General features: G+C 64.2%; 19 protein-coding genes. 12 read left to right on the forward strand and 7 right to left on the reverse strand.

Annotated elements, in window-relative coordinates:
- Positions 1 to 3: 3 nt before the first annotated feature.
- The 3 genes from ntrX (at position 4) to hflX (ending at position 3,256) form a co-directional block, all read left to right on the forward strand.
- A complete protein-coding gene (gene ntrX, locus UP06_RS30035; protein WP_045007307.1) occupies positions 4 to 1,374 on the forward strand; it encodes a nitrogen assimilation response regulator NtrX in 1,371 nt (456 codons plus the stop codon).
- 239 nt (positions 1,375 to 1,613) lie between these two features.
- The gene (gene hfq / locus UP06_RS30040) at positions 1,614 to 1,862 is read left to right on the forward strand and encodes an RNA chaperone Hfq (protein WP_007591126.1); all 249 of its coding nucleotides are present in this window, start codon (positions 1,614 to 1,616) and stop codon (positions 1,860 to 1,862) included.
- Between the two features lie 11 nt (positions 1,863 to 1,873).
- Positions 1,874 to 3,256, forward strand: coding sequence for a GTPase HflX (hflX, locus tag UP06_RS30045; RefSeq protein WP_045007308.1), 1,383 nt, complete (start codon positions 1,874 to 1,876; stop codon positions 3,254 to 3,256).
- 139 nt (positions 3,257 to 3,395) lie between these two features.
- Here hflX and mazG read toward each other — a convergent pair whose 3' ends face one another.
- A complete protein-coding gene (gene mazG / locus UP06_RS30050) occupies positions 3,396 to 4,250 on the reverse strand; it encodes a nucleoside triphosphate pyrophosphohydrolase (RefSeq protein WP_045007309.1) in 855 nt (284 codons plus the stop codon).
- A gap of 126 nt (positions 4,251 to 4,376) precedes the next feature.
- On the opposite strand from mazG, the gene queC reads away from it, so the two are divergent.
- Positions 4,377 to 5,093 carry a 7-cyano-7-deazaguanine synthase QueC gene (queC, locus tag UP06_RS30055; protein ID WP_045007310.1) on the forward strand — a complete coding sequence of 239 codons (717 nt, stop codon included), beginning with the start codon at positions 4,377 to 4,379 and terminating at the stop codon, positions 5,091 to 5,093.
- A 131-nt stretch (positions 5,094 to 5,224) separates the two neighbouring features.
- Here queC and UP06_RS30060 read toward each other — a convergent pair whose 3' ends face one another.
- Genes UP06_RS30060 through nthA form a run of 3 tightly spaced genes read right to left on the reverse strand, consistent with a single transcriptional unit; the run spans position 5,225 to position 6,893 of the window.
- A complete protein-coding gene (locus UP06_RS30060) occupies positions 5,225 to 5,605 on the reverse strand; it encodes a nitrile hydratase accessory protein (RefSeq protein WP_045007311.1) in 381 nt (126 codons plus the stop codon).
- Positions 5,605 to 6,264, reverse strand: a complete 660-nt coding sequence (gene nthB, locus UP06_RS30065; RefSeq protein WP_045007312.1) for a nitrile hydratase subunit beta — start codon at positions 6,262 to 6,264, stop codon at positions 5,605 to 5,607. The genes UP06_RS30060 and nthB overlap by 1 nt, the downstream gene beginning before the upstream one ends.
- A complete protein-coding gene (gene nthA, locus UP06_RS30070) occupies positions 6,261 to 6,893 on the reverse strand; it encodes a nitrile hydratase subunit alpha (protein ID WP_045007313.1) in 633 nt (210 codons plus the stop codon). The genes nthB and nthA overlap by 4 nt, the downstream gene beginning before the upstream one ends.
- A 137-nt stretch (positions 6,894 to 7,030) precedes the next feature.
- On the opposite strand from nthA, the gene UP06_RS30075 reads away from it, so the two are divergent.
- The 4 genes from UP06_RS30075 to UP06_RS30090 all read left to right on the forward strand — a co-directional run bounded on the left by UP06_RS30075 (position 7,031) and on the right by UP06_RS30090 (position 11,452).
- Positions 7,031 to 7,837 carry an enoyl-CoA hydratase/isomerase family protein gene (locus UP06_RS30075; protein WP_045007314.1) on the forward strand — a complete coding sequence of 269 codons (807 nt, stop codon included), beginning with the start codon at positions 7,031 to 7,033 and terminating at the stop codon, positions 7,835 to 7,837.
- 114 nt (positions 7,838 to 7,951) lie between these two features.
- A complete protein-coding gene (locus UP06_RS30080; protein ID WP_045007315.1) occupies positions 7,952 to 9,427 on the forward strand; it encodes a DASS family sodium-coupled anion symporter in 1,476 nt (491 codons plus the stop codon).
- 251 nt (positions 9,428 to 9,678) lie between these two features.
- Complete coding sequence (locus UP06_RS30085) at positions 9,679 to 10,797, forward strand: methionine ABC transporter ATP-binding protein (protein ID WP_045007616.1); 1,119 nt, start codon at positions 9,679 to 9,681, stop codon at positions 10,795 to 10,797.
- Entirely contained in the window at positions 10,787 to 11,452 is a 666-nt protein-coding gene (locus tag UP06_RS30090; protein WP_045007316.1) for a methionine ABC transporter permease, read from the forward strand. The genes UP06_RS30085 and UP06_RS30090 overlap by 11 nt, the downstream gene beginning before the upstream one ends.
- 7 nt (positions 11,453 to 11,459) lie before the next feature.
- Here UP06_RS30090 and UP06_RS30095 read toward each other — a convergent pair whose 3' ends face one another.
- Complete coding sequence (locus UP06_RS30095; protein ID WP_045007317.1) at positions 11,460 to 12,449, reverse strand: helix-turn-helix domain-containing protein; 990 nt, start codon at positions 12,447 to 12,449, stop codon at positions 11,460 to 11,462.
- 174 nt (positions 12,450 to 12,623) lie between these two features.
- On the opposite strand from UP06_RS30095, the gene UP06_RS30100 reads away from it, so the two are divergent.
- Both UP06_RS30100 and UP06_RS30105 read left to right on the forward strand, forming a co-directional pair.
- Entirely contained in the window at positions 12,624 to 13,814 is a 1,191-nt protein-coding gene (locus UP06_RS30100) for a serine hydrolase domain-containing protein (RefSeq protein WP_045007617.1), read from the forward strand.
- A gap of 21 nt (positions 13,815 to 13,835) precedes the next feature.
- Positions 13,836 to 15,830 (forward strand): primary-amine oxidase, encoded by a 1,995-nt coding sequence (locus UP06_RS30105; RefSeq protein ID WP_045007318.1) that lies wholly within the window; start codon positions 13,836 to 13,838, stop codon positions 15,828 to 15,830.
- 118 nt (positions 15,831 to 15,948) lie between these two features.
- Here UP06_RS30105 and UP06_RS30110 read toward each other — a convergent pair whose 3' ends face one another.
- A complete protein-coding gene (locus tag UP06_RS30110) occupies positions 15,949 to 16,506 on the reverse strand; it encodes a helix-turn-helix domain-containing protein (RefSeq protein WP_045007618.1) in 558 nt (185 codons plus the stop codon).
- A gap of 226 nt (positions 16,507 to 16,732) precedes the next feature.
- Between UP06_RS30110 and UP06_RS30115 the strand changes: the two genes are divergently transcribed.
- Together UP06_RS30115 and UP06_RS30120 are read left to right on the forward strand one after the other, a co-directional pair.
- On the forward strand, positions 16,733 to 17,560 hold the full coding sequence (locus UP06_RS30115) for a hypothetical protein (RefSeq protein ID WP_045007319.1): 828 nt from the start codon (positions 16,733 to 16,735) through the stop codon (positions 17,558 to 17,560).
- Between the two features lie 124 nt (positions 17,561 to 17,684).
- The gene (locus UP06_RS30120; RefSeq protein ID WP_045007320.1) at positions 17,685 to 18,155 is read left to right on the forward strand and encodes a hypothetical protein; all 471 of its coding nucleotides are present in this window, start codon (positions 17,685 to 17,687) and stop codon (positions 18,153 to 18,155) included.
- Positions 18,156 to 18,183: 28 nt separating this feature from the next.
- Here the strand turns inward: UP06_RS30120 and UP06_RS30125 are convergent, their stop codons facing one another.
- On the reverse strand, positions 18,184 to 19,383 hold the full coding sequence (locus tag UP06_RS30125) for a M24 family metallopeptidase (RefSeq protein ID WP_045007321.1): 1,200 nt from the start codon (positions 19,381 to 19,383) through the stop codon (positions 18,184 to 18,186).
- Between the last annotated feature and the right edge of the window lie 63 nt (positions 19,384 to 19,446).

The raw sequence follows: 19,446 nt of genomic DNA on the forward strand, positions 1-19,446 counted from the left end.
CCCATGGCAAGTGAAATTCTGATTGTCGATGATGAGGCCGATATTCGGGATCTCGTTGCGGGCATTCTCGAAGACGAGGGCTTCGTGACCCGGACCGCGCGCGACAGCGATACGGCGCTGGCCGAGATCGGCAATCGCAGGCCGCATCTGGTGTTCCTCGACATCTGGCTCCAGGGCTCCAAGCTCGACGGCCTCCAGTTGCTGGAGCAGGTCAAGAAGGACAATGCCGATTTGCCGGTCGTGATGATCTCCGGCCACGGCAACATCGAGACCGCGGTCGCGGCGATCAAGCGCGGCGCCTATGACTTCATCGAAAAGCCGTTCAAGGCCGACCGGCTGATCCTGGTCGCCAACCGTGCGCTGGAGAACTCGCGGCTCAAGCGTGAGGTCAAGGAGCTGAAGCAGCTCGCGCCGAGCGCAAGCTCGCTCGTCGGCCGTTCGCCGAGCATGAACCAGCTGCGCCAGACCATCGACCGAGCGGCGAAGGCCAACAGCCGCATCCTGATCGTCGGCCCCGCCGGCGCCGGCAAGGAGTTGACCGCGCGCACGCTGCATACGGCCTCGGGCCGCGCCGATGGCCCCTTCGTCGTGATCAATGCGGCCGCGATCACGCCGGAGCGCATGGAGCACGAGATGTTCGGCGTCGAGCAATCCAACGGCGAGCACGCGCGCAAGCCCGGCGCGCTCGAGGAAGCCCATGGCGGCACGCTGTTCATCGACGAGATCGCGGACATGCCGCGCGAGACCCAGAACAAGATATTGCGCGTGCTGGTCGAGCAATCGTTCCAGCGTGTCGGCGGCACCGGCAAGGTGCAGGTTGACGTGCGTATCATTTCGTCGACCGCACGCAATCTCGAGGAGGAGATCGCGGCCGGCCATTTCCGCGAGGACCTTTATCATCGCCTCTCGGTGGTGCCGATCCGCGTGCCGGCGCTGTCGGAGCGGCGCGAGGATATCCCTGAGCTGATCGACTATTTCATGGAGCAGATTTCGGCGGGAAGTGGCCTGCCCAAGCGGCAGATCGGACAGGATGCGATGGCGGTGCTGCAATCGCATGTGTGGCCGGGCAACGTGCGACAGCTCCGCAACAACGTTGAGAGAGTCATGATTCTGGCCGCAGGCGGGCCGGAGGTGATCATCACCGCGGACATGCTCCCGCAGGACGTCGGCTCGATGGTGCCGGCAATGCCGACCAGCAACAATGGCGAGCACATCATGGGCCTGCCGCTGCGCGAGGCGCGGGAAGTGTTTGAGCGCGACTATCTGATCGCCCAGATCAGCCGCTTTTCCGGCAATATCTCGCGCACTGCGGAGTTTGTCGGCATGGAGCGCTCAGCGTTGCATCGGAAGTTGAAGGCGCTCGGCGTCGGTTGACGCCGCCCAACGGTCACATCACGCGAGGAGAAATCACCGATTTCCGTAGTTTTTCGGGGCAATTCGGCGGGTTCTGCCGCTTGAAGCGGCTTGCCTAATAAGCCGACCTGTCCTCTAATCATACCGCTGTCCCTCCGAGGGGGATCTCATGAGGGACGGCAACCGGAAGAGGCTCCAAAATTTTCAAAAGAGAGCCGCAACCGGTGCAATAAAAAGAAACTCAAAGCGAGAAAAAAACAATGGCGGCAGACCGCGCACAAAACCTACAGGACACCTTCCTTAATCACGTTCGCAAAACCAAGACGCCACTGACGATCTTTCTGGTCAACGGAGTGAAGCTCCAGGGCATCGTGACCTGGTTCGACAATTTCTGCTTGCTGCTTCGGCGCGACGGTCACTCGCAGCTTGTCTACAAGCACGCGATCTCGACCATCATGCCGGGCGCTCCGATCCAGCTGTTCGAAGGCGGTGAGGATCAGCCGGCTTGAGAGTGATCTGATTGGAACCCCGGAATTTCGACGGGGATGCCGACCGTCCGCGGCCGGCAGGGGCTAAGCAAACGGGGCGGGTGCTTGTCATCGGCCCCTATTTGCGGGTGCGCGCAGGCGATGCCGACGCGCAATCGGAGAGTCATGTCGTACGAGACGTCGAAGCCCGGCTCGACGAAGCCGCCGGCCTCGCGCGCGCGATCGATCTCGTTGTTGCCGACGCCATCATCACACCGATCAGCCAGATCCGCCCCGCGACCTATATCGGCAAGGGCAAGGTCGAGGAGATCGCCGCGCTGGCCAAGAGCTTCGACGTCGAACTCGTGGTGATGGATTGCGCGCTGGCGCCGATCCAGCAGCGCAATCTCGAGAAGGAGTTGCACGCCAAGGTGCTCGACCGCACCGGCCTGATCCTGGAAATCTTCGGCCGCCGCGCCAAGACCAAAGAAGGCTCGCTCCAGGTCGAACTCGCCCATCTCAACTACCAACGCTCGCGCCTTGTCCGCTCCTGGACCCATCTCGAACGCCAGCGCGGCGGCTTTGGTTTCATGGGCGGTCCCGGCGAAACGCAGATCGAAGCCGACCGTCGCCTGATTCAGGAGCGCATCTCCAAACTCGAGGGCGAACTGAAGAAGGTGCAGGCGACGCGCCGTCTGCACCGCGCCGGCCGCCAGCGCGTGCCGTACCGCGTCGTGGCACTGGTCGGCTACACCAATGCCGGCAAATCGACGCTGTTCAACCGCTTGACGCGCGCCGACGTGCAGGCCGCCGACATGCTGTTTGCAACGCTGGATCCGACGTTGCGCGCGCTCACCCTGCCGCATGGCGGCAAGGCGATGCTGTCGGACACCGTCGGCTTCATCTCCAATCTGCCGACGCAGCTCGTCGCCGCCTTCCGCGCCACGCTGGAAGAGGTGCTCGAGGCGGACGTCATCCTGCATGTGCGCGACATCTCGCACGAGGATGCTGAGGCGCAACAGAGCGACGTCGACGCGGTGCTGCGCCAGCTCGGCATCAATCCTGATGACTCTGGCCGCATCATCGAAGTCTGGAACAAGATCGACCGTTACGACGCCGAACAGCGCGAGGAGCTGCTCAACATCGCCGCGCGCAGGCCCGAGGATCACCCGGCGATGCTGGTCTCGGCCGTGTCAGGCGAGGGGATCGACGCACTGCTCGCCACCATCGAGGAACGCCTGGCTGCAACGCGCACCACGCTCGATCTCTCCATCGACGCCGCTGACGGCGCCGGCATCTCCTGGCTGCACCGCAATTCCGAGGTGCTGGCGAAAGAGCTGCACGACGGCCGCTTCGACATGACGGTGCGGGTGGACGAGACCAAGCGGGATATTGTCGTGAACCGTTTCGATGCCGTGCCGCGCCTGTCCGCGTAGTTGGTGTCGTCCCGGCGAAGGCCGGGACCCATACCGCGTGATCTTTCGATTGCGATTGGTAGAAGTACAGAACGACGAGTCTTCGCCAAACTCCTCCCTGTGGTTATGGGTCCCGGCCTTCGCCGGGACGACAATGGAGTTAGCGGTGAGCTTCCTTGCGTTCTTTTGACACCGACTTCTCATCCCCCTTCGCCGCATTCCACAGCGCATCCATCTCCGCCAGCGACGCCTGCTCCAGGGTCCGCCCCTGCGCCTCGAGCGCGCGTTCGATATAGGCAAACCGCCGCTCGAACTTCGCGTTGGTTGCGCGTAGCGCCGCTTCCGGATCGGCGTCGACATGGCGGGCGAGGTTGACCAGGGCGAACATCAAGTCGCCGGTTTCCTCGGCAAGCTCCTGTTTGTCGTTGCGGTCGAGCGCGGCCTCGATCTCGTCGGCTTCCTCACGGATTTTTGCCAGCACAGCGCGCGGGTCGTTCCAGTCGAAGCCGACGGTGGACGCCTTGCGCTGAAGCTCCATGGCGCGGGTCAGCGCCGGCTGGCCGGCCTTCACGCCCGCGAGCAGTGACTTGTGCGACGGCGTTGCTTCCGGCGGTCGGCGCGCGGCGCGCTCGGCTTTCTCCTCGGCCTTGATGCGGTCCCAGACTTCCTTGACGTGGGAGGAGGCGAGGTTGCCCTCCTTGTCGGCGAAGACGTGCGGATGACGCCGGATCATCTTGCGGGTGATGGCTTCGACGACATCACCAAAAGCAAAAGCGTTCTGCTCCTCGGCCATCTGGGCATGGAATACGACCTGCAACAGGAGATCGCCGAGCTCTTCGCGCAGATCGTCGAGATCGCCGCGGTCGATGGCGTCGACCACCTCATGGGCCTCCTCGATCGTGTAGGGCGCGATCGTCGAAAAATTCTGCTCGAGGTCCCAGGGGCAGCCGGTCACCGGCGTGCGCAGTGCCGCCATGATCTCGATCAGCCGGGAAATGTCGCGGGAAGGGGTCATTGCGGGGCAGTCTCCTGGGTCCAAAACCTTATGCCAAAAGCGGGCCGCCGTTCCCAGCGCCGGCATGCGGAACAGGCCGATTTCCACCGATTGGCGCGCAGGTCGCACAGTGCTAAAGCGCGGACCATGAGTGACGCATTTTCATCACAAACCGCACTGGTGCTGTTTTCCGGCGGCCAGGATTCGACCACCTGCCTTGCCTGGGCGCTGAGCCGTTTCGCGCGCGTAGAGACGCTGGGGTTCGACTACGGCCAGCGTCACGCCGTCGAGCTTGACTGTCGCGAGCGGCTGTTCGACGGCATCAAGGGCCTGCGCGCGGATTGGGCTTCCAGGCTCGGCGAGAGCCACACGCTGTCGATCCCGACACTGGCGTCGATCTCGGACACGGCGCTGACGCGCGACGTCGCCATCGCCATGGGCGCCGACGGCTTGCCGAACACGTTTGTGCCCGGCCGCAATCTGGTTTTTTTGACCTTCGCCACGGCGCTGGCCTACCGGCGCGGCATCACCCACATCGTCGGCGGCATGTGCGAGACTGACTATTCCGGCTATCCCGATTGCCGCGACGACACCATCCGCGCCATGCAGGCCGCGCTCTCGCTCGGCATGGCGAGATCGTTCGAGCTGCATACGCCGTTGATGTGGATCGACAAAGCCGCGACGTGGAAGCTCGCGCATGACCTCGGCGGCGATGGGCTCGTCGACCTCATCCGCGAGCAATCACACACCTGCTATCTCGGCGAACGCGGGGCGCAGCATGATTGGGGGGATGGATGCGGGGAGTGCCCTGCGTGCAGCCTGCGGGCGAAGGGGTGGCGGGAGTATGTGGCGGGACGCAAATAGCACTCCAACCTCTGTCGTCATCGCCCGCGAAGGCGGGCGATCCAGTATCCCAGAGACTGTGTTTGAGCCGAGACGCCGCGGCGTACTGGATTCCCCGCCTTCGCGGGGAATGACAGCGGTGTTTGGAGCGACTACCGCGCAAAATCCTCAGGCCGCAACTCGATCGGCTTGCCATGCGGCGTGCGGTCCGCGGCGTGATCCCAGGCGTCGCGATAGCGGTGCAACGTCTCCGTCGATGCGACGCCCTTGCGGGCGACCAGCCCTTCCAGCGTGGCGAGCCAGTGCAGATAGTAGGTCTCGCCGGTATCGGGATCACCGGCGGCTTGCGCGCGCTTGATCTCGGAGGCCAAGGCTGCGGCCCATTCCGGCCAGGTGAACACGCCGCGGTCATGCAGCGTCAGCGCCATCGCGAACGCATGTGCCTCCCATGGTGCGCGGAACACCGGGCCGTCATCATCGCGCGGGATGCTCGGAATAGCCGCCGTCGCGGCGGCAGCAGCCGTGCTGCTCATTATGCTGGGTCCAGATAGGGCTCGAACGCATCGATCGAGACCTTCAAGGTCGGATCACCGTCGGCGCCCCAGAGATCGCGGCCTTCGAACACGACCGTGTAGAGCCATTGCGGATTTTCGCCGAGCTCGATCGCCGCCGAGTCCGGAAACACATGGCAGCCATGGTTGAGCTCGACGACACCGACATGGCCGCGCACATAGCGCGGCAGCCTTGTGTGCGTGCTCGGATGAATGTTCTTCGCGCGCACGCGATCGCCGATGTTGAATTTCGCCGGCGCCGGAGCAGGGCGGGCGAACTTGCCGCGCACCATGCTGCGCTCGACGCCGGCAAGCTCCAGCCTGCCGGGCTTGAGCGCTTTTGCAGATTGCACCGCGTGACCGGCGGCGACGTCCTCCCGCGAGATATAACCCTTCTCGATCAGCATCTCCTCGAGCCCGAGAAACCATTTCTTGTAGTAGGAGCTCGAGAGATAAACATGCGGCGGCAGCGTCTCGCGATAGAAGCGCGAGGTGTCGATGTTGAAGGCGCCGGCAGCGCCCATCGCGCGCACCATTGCCAGCACGCGACCTTCCCACGCCGCGTGAAACACCGGCTCTTTCGGCTCGGGCTCGACCTTGCCGAACCCGTCCATGCCGCCCATGTCGTGCACGCCGTTCATGACGCCGCTCCGGGCGTTTTCGCAAAGCCCGTGCCAATCATGGAATCGCGGGTGACCAGATCGGCAAGCTGCTCCTCGCTCCAACCCTCTGTGCCCTCGGGTCGCATCGGCAGCACCAGGAAACGCGTCTCGGCGGTGGAATCCCACACCCGGATTTCCATGTCTTTCGGCAGCGTAACGTCGAAATCGGCGAGCACGCCGCGCGGGTCTTTCACCGCGCGCGAGCGATAGGGCGAGGCCTTGTACCAGACCGGCGGCAGCCCGAGCATTTCCCAGGGGTAGCAGGAGCACAGCGTGCACACGACCATGTTGTGCCGCTGTGGCGTGTTCTCGACCACGACGAGATGGTCGCCGACGCGGCTGACATGGCCAAGCGTGCCGATGGCTTTCGAACCATCCTCCAGCAGCGCCGCCTTGAAGGCTGGATCGGTCCATGCCTTGGCGACGACGCGCGCGCCATTATGCGGACCGATCTTGGTCTCGTAGGCCTGGATGATGGCGTCGAGCGCGGCCGGCTCGACATAGCCTTTTTCGGTCAGGATCGTCTCGAGCGCGCGCACGCGCAGCTCGGTCTCCGACAATTCCGAATGATCGTGGTCGTGGTGATGATGGTCGTGATCATGGCTCATGGGCGAAAGATTAAGCGAATCTTTCCCTGCCTGTCGAGGGTTCGTTGCAGCGCAACCAGTCCCATATTCGTGACGCCGTTTGTGCGCTAACATCGGCGAAAATCAGCTTCGGCAAAAATAAGCTTCGGAGAGGCCTGATGAAAGAGTTCGTCAAGATCGAGAAGGGTCACGGGCCCGAGGGGCGGATTGCGGTGGTGCGGTTCGACCGCCATGACGGCATCAACGCATTGTCGCCGGAGGTGCTGCGCCAGCTCACTGCGGCGGCGCGCAGCTTTGAGGATGACGCGACGACGTCCGTCGTGGTGCTGACGGGCAACGCGGGCGCGTTCAGCGCGGGCTTCGACCTGAAGGATGCCGAAGGCCGCTCGCGCAAGGAGATGGATCTTGGCACGCTGCGGCGGCATCTCAAGCTGGGGCCGCGGCTGACCCATGCCTGGCAGGAGATGGAGCAGGTCACGATCGCTGCCATTGAAGGCTTTTGCGTCGGCGGCGGCGTCGCGCTTGCGGTCGCCCTCGACTTTCGCATCATGGGCAGCGATGCGCATCTGCGCGTGCCCGAGATCGGTCTCGGCATGAACATGAGCTGGCAGAGCATCCCGCGCATGCTGCATCTGATCGGGCCTGCCCGCACCAAGCAGGCGGTGATTTTGGCCGACGAGCGCATCAGCGCGGACGAGGCCTACGAATGGGGCCTGGTGGAGCAGGTCGTCGACCCCGGCAAAGCATTCGATGCCGCCATGGATCTCGCCCGGAAGGTGGCCGTGCAGCCGCCGCTCTCGGTCGCCATGACCAAGCTCACCGTCAACCGGCTCGCGCATGCACTGGATGATCTCACAAGCCACATGGACCTCGACCAGTTCGCGCTGGCGAGCCTCTCCGAGGACCACAAGGAGGGCGTCGATGCGTTCCTGGGCCGCCGCAAGCCGCGGTTCAGGGGACGATAGAACGCACCCCAGGCCATTGATCGCGCCTCGGACAGTCCTTATACGCCGCGGCAGGGACAAAACGGCTCGGCCAACGGGCCGGCAAAATGCGATGAAAACTGAGGGGGAGGGCTCATGACCGCCAACACGCAGGCGCCCGAAGCGAAGGGGTTTCGCTGGAAACTGATCGCGCCGCTCGTGGTGTGGCTGGCGATCTATTTGTCGCCGGTGCCATCAGGGCTCAACGTCAACCAGTGGCACTATTTTGCAGTTTTCGCCGCCGTCATCACCGGCCTCATCCTGGAATCAATGCCGGTCGGCGCGGTCGGGTTGATCGGGCTCACGGTCGCCGGCGTCGGTGGCTATATCGATCCCGATCCCAGCAAGTCGCTGCGCTGGATGCTGTCCGGCTTTGCCGAGAGCACGGTCTGGCTCATCGTCGGCGCTTTCGTATTCTCGATCGGCTATCGCAAGAGCCAGCTCGGCCGACGCATCGCGCTGGTGCTGGTGCGACGCCTCGGCAGCAACACCCTTGGTCTCGGCTATGCGGTCGCAATGTCGGACTTTCTGCTCGCGCCGGCGACGCCATCGAACACCGCACGCAGCGGCGGCATCGTCTATCCCATCATCAGCAACATCCCGCGCATCTACGGCTCCGAGCCCGGCCCGACCGCGGGCAAGATCGGCACCTATGTGATGTGGACCGCGTTCGCGGCGACCGCGATCACCAGCTCGCTGTTCTTCACTGCGCTCGCGCCCAATGCGGCCGCACTTGCGATTGCCAAGAAGACGGTCGGGGTCGATGTCAGCTGGGGCCAATGGTTCATCGGCTTTGCGCCGCTCGGCCTCCTGCTGATGATCCTCGTTCCGCTGCTGAGCTACGCGATCTGCCGGCCGGAGGTGAAGCACAGCCCCGAAATCCCGGAATGGGCGGCAAAGGAGCTCGCCGAGATGGGCCCGATGTCGCGCAACGAGTGGATCATGCTGGCGCTCATCATCCTCGCAATGTTCCTGTGGATTGCGGGCTCAAGCCCGGACATCCACGTGCCTTTGCTCGGCTCGAACTTCGTCAATGCGACCACCGTCGTGTTCATCGTGATCTCGCTGATGCTGGTCACGGGCGTGATCGAGTTCGTCGACATCGTGAGCGAGAAGAGCGCCTGGGAGGTATTCTTCTATTTCACCTCGCTGCTCACGCTGGCCTCAGGCCTCAACGACATCGGCTTCATCAAATGGTTTGCGAACGAATTCGCAAAGCCGCTCGTCGGGCTGTCGCCATCGACCGCGATGATCCTCTTGGTCGCGCTGTTCTTCTGGATCCACTATTTCTTCTCGAGCATCACCTCGCATGCGGCGGCCGTGCTGCCGGTGGTGCTGGCGGTCGGCTCGGGCATCCCTGACCTGCCGGTCACGACGCTCGCGATGCTCTGCATGTATTCGCTGGGCCTGATGGGCGTGATCTCGCCTTACGCGACCGGGCCGGCGCCGATGTATTTCGGCAGCGGCTATATCGGGAAGGGGCAGTTCTGGGGCTTTGGCCTGATCTTCGGCGTGCTCTATTTTGCCGGACTGCTGGTAATCGTGATGCCGTGGTTGCAGATGGTTCGCTAGGCTCGGCCGCAGGCTGATACCCCCGGGCAGACGAATTTTCTTCGTCGAGGGGGATCGGGAAAACTTCGTCCTACGCCCCGCAAATATCTGAAATTGCAGGAAAGTCCGGATTGGGCGATGGTGTACTGCAGTGCAGCGCGCCTGACCGGAGCGACCTGCCGCTGTTCCACCTCCAGTCGCTTGGATAGCGGCCCGGGTCTCGTGCGCTTTTCGGGCGGGCGAGCTAATGATCGTGAATGAAAGCCGCTTCCATGAACGCGCACCCATCGCTGTTGGTCGGAGAACAGATCGAGACCCGAGACGCCGCTGCCACGGCTGAGCCGGACGCGATGGTCCGCTTCGAAGGCATCTCGAAAACCTATCCGGCCTATCGCGGCAAGCCCGGCGTCAACGCGCTCGAGGGGATCGACTTCGCGATCGCGCGCGGCTCGATCACCGGCGTGATCGGCCGCTCCGGCGCGGGCAAGTCGAGCCTGGTCCGGCTGATCAACGGGCTGGAAAAGCCGACCACGGGCCGCGTCGTCGTCGATAACAGCGATATCTCTGCGCTCGCAGGCCGCGAATTGCGGCTGGCGCAGCGTTCGATCGGGATGATATTCCAGCACTTCAACCTGCTGTCGTCGCGCACCGCGGCTGCCAACATCGCGCTGCCGCTGGAGATCGCCGGCTGGTCCAAGGCCGACATCCGCGCGCGCGTCGCCGAACTGCTCGATCTCGTCGGGATCGCCGACAAGCACGACCGCTATCCCTCAGAGCTCTCCGGCGGCCAGAAGCAGCGCGTCGGGATTGCCCGCGCGCTGGCGACGCGGCCGAGCGTGCTGCTGTCGGACGAGGCCACCTCCGCGCTCGATCCGCAGACCACGCGCGCGATCCTCGATCTGCTGGCTAACATCAATCGCGAGTTAGGGGTGACCATCGTGCTGATCACCCACGAGATGTCCGTGGTGCGCCAGCTCGCCAAGGAAGTCGTCGTGCTCGATGCCGGCCATGTCGTCGAGAGCGGCCATGTCGCCGACATCTTCACCCATCCCAAGCATCCGATCACCCAGTCCTTCCTGGCCGAGGTGATCGGCGACAGCCTGCCGGTCTCGCTGGCGAGCCGGATCGTGCAGGAACCGGTTGTGGGCAGCCGCGCCGTGATCCGCGTCCAGGTGCGCGGGGCAGGGGCCGGCGACACGCTGATCGCGCGGCTTGCCCGCGAGCTCGGCCTCGACGTCGCGCTGCTGTCGGCGCGCATCGACGAGATCGGCGGCCAGCATGTCGGCTCGCTGGTGCTCGGCATTCCCGGTGGCGAAAGCGCGGCGACGCGCACCCTCGCATGGCTGTCCCAATATCAATTCTCGGCGGAGCGTCTCGGCTATGTCGCCTGAACTCATCAATCTGATCGTCCAGGCTACCTTCGAAAGCCTGTACATGGTCGGGGTCGCGGCGCTGCTCGGCACCGCCTTCGGCCTGCCGCTCGGCGTGTTTCTCGCGACCAGCCGGAAGGGGGAGCTGTTCGCGGCGCCCGCCGTCAATCGTGTGCTCGGCATCGTCGTCAATGCGACGCGCTCCACGCCCTTCATCATCCTGGTCGTGGCCATCATCCCGTTCACGCGGCTGGTGGCCGGCACCTCGATCGGATCGACGGCGGCGATCGTGCCGCTGACGATTGCGTCCACGCCGTTCATTGCGCGCCTGGTGGAAGCCGCGATCCGCGAAGTCGATGGCGGCCTGATCGAGACCGCGTCCTCGTTCGGCGCGTCGCCGCTCCAGATCGTGTTCAAGGTGCTGATCCCCGAAGCGCTGCCAGGCCTGCTGCTGGCGCTGACGCTCGCGGTGGTCAGCCTGCTCGGCTACTCCGCCATGGTCGGCGCCGTCGGAGGCGGGGGTCTTGGCGATCTCGGCATCCGCTACGGCTACCAGCGCTTCATGCCGGAGATGATGCTGGCCGTCGTCGTGGTGCTGATCGCGCTGGTGCAGCTCGTCCAGAGCGCCGGCGATTATCTGGCGCGCCGGGTCAACCGCAGGCTGCGGCATCGCTGAGAGAAAGTCAGGCAGCCAACCTCGCGCGGCGCAGCGTCTCCGAGGGCAGCTCAGAGAAGTGCCGCTTGTAATCCAGCGAGAACTGGCTGAAGTGCCAGAAGCCGTGCTGCACGGCGACGTCGTAGACGGACGTCTCGCCAGCGCCGGCGCGCTTGAGGTCGCGCCGCACGCAGTTCAGGCGCATCGCGCGCCAATAGTGCATCGGGCTCGTGCCCAGCACCTCCTGAAAGCAATAGCCGAGCTTGCGGGGGCTGGCGCCGACCGCCTTGCAGACCTCCAGCAGCGAGAGCGCGCGATCGCCGCTGCTGTGCATCAGTTCGCGGGCACGATCCACGGTGCGCTTGCGCGCGGTCGCACTGCGGCCGGGATCACTCGGCCGTGCTGTTGGCAGCATGTCCATGATCTCGACGAGGAGGGCGTCCTCCAACGCCTGCCGCGCGGCCGGGTTGCCGAACCGTTCGGGCGCGGTGGTGATGGTCTCCTGGATGGCGGCAAGATGGGCGCGCAGCCGCGCGACCGGCGCCTCCGCCATCTCGATCACCCGCATCTGGTGCCAGACCGCGCGCGGCAATTCGATATCGAGACGTGAAGCCAGCTCCTCGATCAGCGCCGCGCTGGTGACGACTCCGCGGAGCTCGAACGCCTTCGGTGTGCACATGTCGACTTCGGCATCGATGCAGGCGATGACGTTGGCGCCGGTGGCGCTGGCTCCGTTGCAATTGACTTCGCCGTCGCCGTGCCAGGGCAGCCCAATGCCAAAGCTGCCAGCGCCGAGCTGGCCATATTGGCGCACCTGCTGGCTGGTGATCTCGCGAAACACTTCGACGCGGGGCAGCGAAAGCTGGGTAAAGCTGCCTTGGAACGCGCCGGCGCTGATCTGGTCGTAGCTCAGCCGCCAGCGGCCGAGGCCGGCGCAGTGCTCATCGACATCGCTGCTGCTGGCTTGGAACAGGTTAGCAGCCGAGTCCTGAATCGGAAGATTTGCGCTTAAGGCCATGATAGAACGCCGGAATCTGTAAGCCGAACAGCCAGCAAGAACCACGCCAGAACTGGCACGGCCCGCGCCGGTGTCCAGCAAAATATTGCTGGATCTCGATAACGCCCGATGGCGGCGAGATGCAGTGTCCTCCTCCTCGACACCGGCGTCGAGATAGCCTTGCGGAGGATCGAGATGCGACCGACCGAGATCATGCGCGGCAGCCCGGCCGCGCCCGAGGCCCAGGTGACCCGCGCCAACTGGCGCAGCTTTCCGGCGATCCGCTGGGGCTTTACCCATACACGCGAAGTGCTGCCGACTGCCGAGGTGCGCCGCTCGGCCCATCCGACGCCGATCACGAGCGCGCCGCGCGAACTCGCAAAGCTCGGCTTTACCGCGCCCGACGGCAAGCCAACCACGATCGAGGCGACGCTGCGCGAGACCTTTGGCGATGCGCTGCTCGTCATGCACCGGGGCACGCTGATCCACGAATGGTACGGCGACGGCATGAGCGTGACGACGCCGCATCTGATTTGCTCCATCAGCAAGTCGGTCGCAGGCACGCTCGGCGGCGTGCTGGCCGCGCGCGGGCTGGTCGATCCGGAGGCGAGGGTGGTGCGTTACGTGCCGGAGCTCGAGACTTCGGTCTACGGCAACTGCACCGTCCGCAACGTCCTCGACATGGCGGTCGCCATCAAGTTCGAGGAGGACTATGAGGACCCGGCCGGCGACGTCGCGCGCTATCGCTTCTCCTCGGGCTGGGATGTGCCGCCGCCTGGTGTCGAGGCCGGCCATCAGCGCGCCTATCTCACCACGCTGCGCGGCACCGGCAAGCCGCACGGCAAGGTGTTTCACTACGTCTCGACCAACACCGAGGTGCTGGGCTGGGTCTACGAGCGCGCCTGCGGCATGCCCTATACGCGCATCCTGTCCGAATATCTGTGGCAGCCGATGGGCGCGGAGGAAGACGGCTCCATGACGCTCGACAGCCACGGCATGGGCCGTATCGCCGGCGGGCTCTCCGTCACCGCGCGCGACCTGCTGCGCTTCGGCGAGATGATCCGCTGCCGCGGCGTCGTTGGCGGACGACAGGTGGTGCCGGGCTGGTGGATCGACGACATCCACGAGAACGGCGATCCCAAGGCCTGGGCCGACGGCGACCTCGCCGAGTTCTTCCCGGACGCGCGCTACCGCAGCAAATGGTACACGCTGGATCCCTCACGCAACGATCTCGCCGGGATCGGCATCCACGGCCAGTGGCTCTATATCGACACGGCCTCCGACACCGTGATCGTCAAGCTTGCGACGCAGCCGAAGGCGATGGATGTGCCGCTCGACCATCGCTGGCTCGCCGCCTTCCACGCCATCACTGCGCATCTCGCTTAGCGCTGACTTCTGGACATCATCATGCTCGATACCGTCAAAGCCAAATCACAGACCGTTACGCCACATGCGCTCGATCCGCTGACGGCTGAAGAGATCACCGCGGCCTGCACGCTGGTGCGCGCCGCAGCGATTTCGCCGGAGAATTGCCGCTTCCCGACATTGCGGCTGGAAGAGCCGACCAAGCAGGAGCTTGGCAGTGGGGCAGGGCTGCCGCGCCGCGCGTTTTTGCTGACGCTCGACGTGACCACCGATGAGGCGATCGAGCATATCGTCGATCTCGGCCGCAACGAGATCGTCGCGCGCAAGGTCATTCCGAACCGCGAGGCGCCCTATGGGCAGCCGCCGGTGATGCTAGAAGAGTTCTTCAAGTGCGAGGCCGTGGTCAAGGCCGACCCTGGATGGCGAGCGGCGATGCAGCGGCGCGGGCTGACCGACAAGGATATCGAGCTGATCCAGGTCGACCCGTTCTCCTCGGGCTTCTTCGACATGGAGTTCGAGCGCGGCGCGCGTATCGTCCGCGCCGTCAGCTATTTTCGCGAGCACCTCCAGGACAACGGCTACGCCCATCCGATCGAGGGCGTGGTCGCCGTCGTCGACCTGATCGGGGGGAGGGTCATCGACCTCACCGACGAGGACCCGATAATCCCGATCCCGCGCAAGAAGCGGAACTACGGCGCCCACGAAGTCACGAACCCGCGCACAGACATCAAGCCGTTGCATATCGAGCAGCCCGAAGGCGCGAGCTTTCGCGTCGATGGCTGGAAGGTCGACTGGCAAAAATGGAGTTTTCGCATCGGCTTCACGCCACGCGAGGGCCTGGTGCTGCATCAGCTCGCCTACCAGGACGGCGAGCGAAAGCGCGCGCTGATCCATCGCGCCAGCGTCACCGAGATGGTGGTGCCTTACGCCGATCCGACCGCCAACCATTTCTGGAAGTCGGCGTTCGATGCCGGCGAATACGGGCTCGGCATGCTCGCCAACGCGCTCGAGCTTGGCTGCGACTGCCTCGGCAACATCCATTATTTCGACGTGCCCGCTGCCGACAACAAGGGCGAGCCCTTCGTCATGCAGAACGCCATCTGCATGCATGAAGAAGACTACGGAATTGCCTGGAAGCACTACGAATTCCGCAACGGCCTGTTCGAGGTCCGTCGCTCGCGCCGGCTCGTCATCTCGTTCTTCGCCACCGTCGGCAATTACGACTACGGCTTCTACTGGTATCTCTACCAGGACGGCACGATCCAGCTCGAGACCAAGCTCACCGGGATCATCCAGACTGCGGCCGTGCAACCCGGCGAGAAGTACAAATGGGGCGGCATGGTCGACGACAATCTGGGTGGACCGACGCACCAGCACTTCTTCAACGTGCGCCTACACATGGATATCGACGGCGGCGGCAACACCGTCAGCGAGCACGACTTCGTGCCGCGGCCCTGGGGCCACGACAATCCGCATGGCAACGTGTTCGACACCACCACGCGTGTGCTGTCACGCGAGCGCGACGCGGCGGCGATCGCCAATGGCGAGACCGGCCGGTTCTGGAAGATCAGCAATCCCAACCAGACCAACTCAGTCGGCAACGCGCCGGCCTACAAGCTCGTCGTCAATCCGAGCCCGCTGATGCTGGCGCAGGAGGGGAGTTACGTCCGCAAGCGCGGCGGCTTTGCCACCAAGCACGTCTGGGTCACCGCGTTCGACAAAGACGAAAAGTACGCCAGCGGCGACTATCCCAACGTCCATGCCGGTGGCGACGGCCTGCCGCGCTATGCAGCCCAAAACCGCAACATCGAGAATGCCGACATCGTGCTGTGGCACTCCTTCGGCCACACCCATGTCTGCAAGCCCGAGGATTTCCCGATCATGCCGGTCGAATATACCGGCTTTGTCCTGAAGCCGACCGGCTTCTTCGCGGCGAACGCGGCTGGCGACATTCCGCCGGACCGCAACAGCCGCAGCGTGCCCGCGGGCGAGGGGAAGGGCGCCGGCGGCGGAGGGGCGTGCTGCCACAAGAGCTAGAACGGAATGAGGTTCACCTCTCCCCGTTAGGGAGGTCTGATATTTTGCCGCAAGACGTGACTCATCCTGAGGGCCCGCCGGAGGCGGACGTCTCGAAGGATGGGCTGCAAGGCGACCTTTACTCAGCCACCAGTTCGACGTCGCTCAAGCGCGGCGGTCCGACCGACGCCGGGCCAGCAACGAGCTTTTTGAGGTCGACCAGCAACAAATCCGCAATGTGCGTGAGTTGGTGGAGGGGGATGCTCGTCTCACCGCTTTCGGCACGCGACACAAACTCGGGCGAGACGCCAAGCAGGTTCGCAATCTCGATCCCGGTATAGCCGCGCGCCTCCCGCGCGCCTCTCACCTGCGCGCCAATATGCTGCCTGTGCAGAGCCTGCTCTGCTTCGGTCATCATCAGGACCTGTTCGTCCGCGCTCGCAACGCCATCCGCGAACGCGATGCCGAGCAGCCGCCGCTTCTGCCATGCAACACGACAGGCCTTTCGTAAGCCGTCGGCAAAGATCAGCGTCGCCTCTGTCGGAAACGCCAGTGACCAGTCGAGCTTCAGTCTTGCTCCCGTGCCGGACACGTCGCTGATCGTGCACGGCACGCTCACGGTGCCCCTGGCGCCCTCAAACGCGATAATCCCGGTCCTGGCCGTGGATTGCCTGGTCGCAGCGCGCAATTCGCTCATGGATGTCGAACCCTGGATGTCCAGCACCCGCTGGCACAGAACCTTGCGGCCGTTCCGCATGATCAACGAAGACCCCGCAGATGATTTTACCTCCGGGGTTACCTGGGCTCAATCAAACCCCGAGGGCATGGTGAAGGATTCGTTCTCCGCGCTCCCTTCGCGGATGAACCTTCCCGCCGCGGACCGGCACAAAGACTGGAGATTGCTCCCAGTCTACGGATGTCGCATGAGATCGCTCGCCTTGCTCTGCCTGCTCGTGTTCGCCACGCCCGCACATGCGGCCGCGCCCGAGCAGCACTATCTCGATCTGCGCGACCGGGGCATCGCCAAGTTCTCGAAGGCTGCGGAAAACGATGAGACCACCAAGCAGCACGACGCGGCGATCAAGGAGCTGACAGGCGTGTTGCGAAGCCTGGTGGGACCGGTCACGATCAAGGGGCTTCCGGCAGACGGCAAGTCCAACGTGGACACGCTGTACAAGGGCGACTCGGGCTTCGGCCATCTCGACGGGCTCGGTTTCGCGACGGAAGGCGACAAGCTTCAAGCCGTGGTGACCACCACCGCGCTGCTCAAGCATTGGCTTGCCGAGCACCGCGAGGACGGGATGCCGCAGGAGATCGACGCGGCGTTCAAATCGGACCGCTTCTACTATCAAGCGATCCAGGACTCCGCGTTCGGAAAATATGCGGAGCTGCCGATCACGAAGCCCGCATCGGCAAGTGTCGCGGTTGCCGTGCTGGGCCTGCGCGGCAATGGCGATATCAAGGGACCGCCGACCGAAATCGACGTCGTCGCAATCCAGGGCGACAAGGTCTTCTTCCTCGCCGCCAGCGACGCCGTGAAGACGGCTGAAATCCCGGCCTGCGAGAAGGTCTGGAAGCAGATGATGGCAAAACCCATCAACAAGAAGGACCCGCGCGGCGACATGACCCGCGAAGACAACGCGATGACGGCGTTTACCGCGTGCTTCGCCAAGGAAGCGCCGAGCCAGGGCTGGTTCGCGGCAGCCGTCAAGAAGGCGCAAATCCAGCTCGACATGCTGCCGCTGCGCTGAGGCCGAGACTCCAGCCGCAGCCGCCTTCGCCAAATATCCCTAGCTGATCTATTTCAGAGGGCGCCTTGACGGCAACGACCCTATGCTTTCAACTTGAGGTATAGACGACCGGGGGCGGGCGGCCATGGAAGCAAATAGCCACGAAGCTCTGGTGGGCGAGTTTCTAGCTGAGATCAACACAGCAATCGAAAATCATGGAAAGGCCTACACCTGGGATACCTTCTGGTATCAGTCCATCGTCGTGACCTCTGCCATTTGCGGAATCCTTTCGTTGATATTTGGAACGGCGGCGAACGACCCAAAGGTTGCCGGCATTTTCGGTGGGATAACCACAATCGGGACGGTTTTGACGCAAACATTGCATTGCGTGAAGGCTCAGGGCTGGCAGTCCGCAATGAAGACTGAGCTGGAAGCAATCAGACTTCAGCTCGTATATGAGCATGCTTCACCGCCGTCAGCCGAAGCGCTTGCTGATCTGTCGAAGCAGTACCGGGATCTGAAGTTGAGAATGGCTGCTGAATGGCAGCGACTGATAAGCTCCCAACCCGGCGGCATCAATCTCAAGGGCAAGGGCAACAAGAACGCAGCCGAATAGCGGAAACAAGGGCCCTCCTGAGAGGGCCTTAACGCCTGCTGCCGCCCCCGAGATTCCAGCCGCGGCCGCCTTCGCCAAAGATCTCGTGGCCGGTCGGCGTCACCACCACCGTGTCCTCAAGCTTGATAAACCCGCGCTTGGGATGCTTCATCGTCGTCTCGATCGAGACCACCAGGCCGGGCTCGAGCGGCAACCTTGCATCGACATCGTCGTAGGGCACCGGCCCCTTGGCGGTCAGGCGAGGGGCCTCGTGGCTGACGAGGCCCATGCCGTGGGCCAAAAACTCCGTGCAGCCGTGTTGGCTGATCTGGGCGAGCTGGCGCTCGGCTGCGACGTAGATGTCGCCGCCCATGGCGCCCGGCCGGACTGCTGCAAAGGCGGCGCGCTGGACCGCTTCGATCTCGGCGAGACAATCCTTCAACTCGGTGTCCGGCTCGCCGAGCACGGCCATGCGCGCGAGATCGCCGATATAGCCGTGATAATTGCCGCCGGAGTCGAGCGACAGCACATCACCTTGCTCCCAGCGCTGAGATGACGGCGCGCGGTTATGGCTGCTGCCGCAGGCGAGCAGGCAATACTCGAACATCAGTCCGCAGTTGGCTTCGGCGACACGCAACGCATCCGACAATTGCTGCTTGGTGGTGCCCGGGCCGTGCTGCGAGATCACCTCCAGCATCGAAGCGATCACGAGCTCCGAGGCTGTCTTGAGCTGTGCCAGTTCATTCGCCGACTTCACCGCGCGCAGCCGCTCCAGCACCAGCAGCGCGTCCTTGAGCTCGGCGCCGGGCAGGGCGTCGGCCAGCGCCTTCCCTGCGTCCATGGGCAGGAACGCCATCTCGACGCCGACCCGCTTCAACGGCACGCCGGCATCCCGGATCAGCGCGACGGCCCGCGCGATGGCATCGACCGAGCCGTTGGACTCGGTGCGGACCTGCGGCACCCATGGCGGCGTCACGGCGCGCTGATGGGTCTCCAGCCGGTGGCCGATATAGACGGCCTTGTCCGGCGCGCCCTTGGGATAGACCAGGACCGGCAGATAGCGGCTGACGCCCATGGCATCCATGTAGTCGAAGAAGATCGCGCGCTCGGCGCCAAGCAGGTACTGCACATTGTGCTTCGACGTCGCAACCAGGACGTCGAGGCCGGCGGCCTCCATGAGACGATCGAGCTTGGCGGCGTCGAATGGAATGGCGCGCGAGCTGCTCGTGCGGGCGACGTTCTCCTGCATGACGAAACCTCCCAATGGCGGCGCGGCTTGAACGCCTTCGTCCGCTTGTTGCCTTGGTTCTTG

It is taken from the genome of Bradyrhizobium sp. LTSP857, assembly GCF_000938285.1.
Classification (GTDB): Bacteria; Pseudomonadota; Alphaproteobacteria; order Rhizobiales; family Xanthobacteraceae; genus Bradyrhizobium.

What these genes read in the sequence shown, in the direction of transcription:
- ntrX (WP_045007307.1), top strand. Translation starts at nt 4, where the DNA reads ATGGCAAGTGAAATTCTGATTGTCGATGATGAGGCCGATATTCGGGAT.
- hfq (WP_007591126.1), top strand. Translation starts at nt 1,614, where the DNA reads ATGGCGGCAGACCGCGCACAAAACCTACAGGACACCTTCCTTAATCAC.
- mazG (WP_045007309.1), bottom strand. Translation starts at nt 4,250, where the DNA reads ATGACCCCTTCCCGCGACATTTCCCGGCTGATCGAGATCATGGCGGCA.
- queC (WP_045007310.1), top strand. Translation starts at nt 4,377, where the DNA reads ATGAGTGACGCATTTTCATCACAAACCGCACTGGTGCTGTTTTCCGGC.
- UP06_RS30060 (WP_045007311.1), bottom strand. Translation starts at nt 5,605, where the DNA reads ATGAGCAGCACGGCTGCTGCCGCCGCGACGGCGGCTATTCCGAGCATC.
- nthB (WP_045007312.1), bottom strand. Translation starts at nt 6,264, where the DNA reads ATGAACGGCGTGCACGACATGGGCGGCATGGACGGGTTCGGCAAGGTC.
- nthA (WP_045007313.1), bottom strand. Translation starts at nt 6,893, where the DNA reads ATGAGCCATGATCACGACCATCATCACCACGACCACGATCATTCGGAA.
- UP06_RS30075 (WP_045007314.1), top strand. Translation starts at nt 7,031, where the DNA reads ATGAAAGAGTTCGTCAAGATCGAGAAGGGTCACGGGCCCGAGGGGCGG.
- UP06_RS30080 (WP_045007315.1), top strand. Translation starts at nt 7,952, where the DNA reads ATGACCGCCAACACGCAGGCGCCCGAAGCGAAGGGGTTTCGCTGGAAA.
- UP06_RS30085 (WP_045007616.1), top strand. Translation starts at nt 9,679, where the DNA reads ATGAACGCGCACCCATCGCTGTTGGTCGGAGAACAGATCGAGACCCGA.
- UP06_RS30090 (WP_045007316.1), top strand. Translation starts at nt 10,787, where the DNA reads ATGTCGCCTGAACTCATCAATCTGATCGTCCAGGCTACCTTCGAAAGC.
- UP06_RS30095 (WP_045007317.1), bottom strand. Translation starts at nt 12,449, where the DNA reads ATGGCCTTAAGCGCAAATCTTCCGATTCAGGACTCGGCTGCTAACCTG.
- UP06_RS30100 (WP_045007617.1), top strand. Translation starts at nt 12,624, where the DNA reads ATGCGACCGACCGAGATCATGCGCGGCAGCCCGGCCGCGCCCGAGGCC.
- UP06_RS30105 (WP_045007318.1), top strand. Translation starts at nt 13,836, where the DNA reads ATGCTCGATACCGTCAAAGCCAAATCACAGACCGTTACGCCACATGCG.
- UP06_RS30110 (WP_045007618.1), bottom strand. Translation starts at nt 16,506, where the DNA reads ATGAGCGAATTGCGCGCTGCGACCAGGCAATCCACGGCCAGGACCGGG.
- UP06_RS30115 (WP_045007319.1), top strand. Translation starts at nt 16,733, where the DNA reads ATGAGATCGCTCGCCTTGCTCTGCCTGCTCGTGTTCGCCACGCCCGCA.
- UP06_RS30120 (WP_045007320.1), top strand. Translation starts at nt 17,685, where the DNA reads ATGGAAGCAAATAGCCACGAAGCTCTGGTGGGCGAGTTTCTAGCTGAG.
- UP06_RS30125 (WP_045007321.1), bottom strand. Translation starts at nt 19,383, where the DNA reads ATGCAGGAGAACGTCGCCCGCACGAGCAGCTCGCGCGCCATTCCATTC.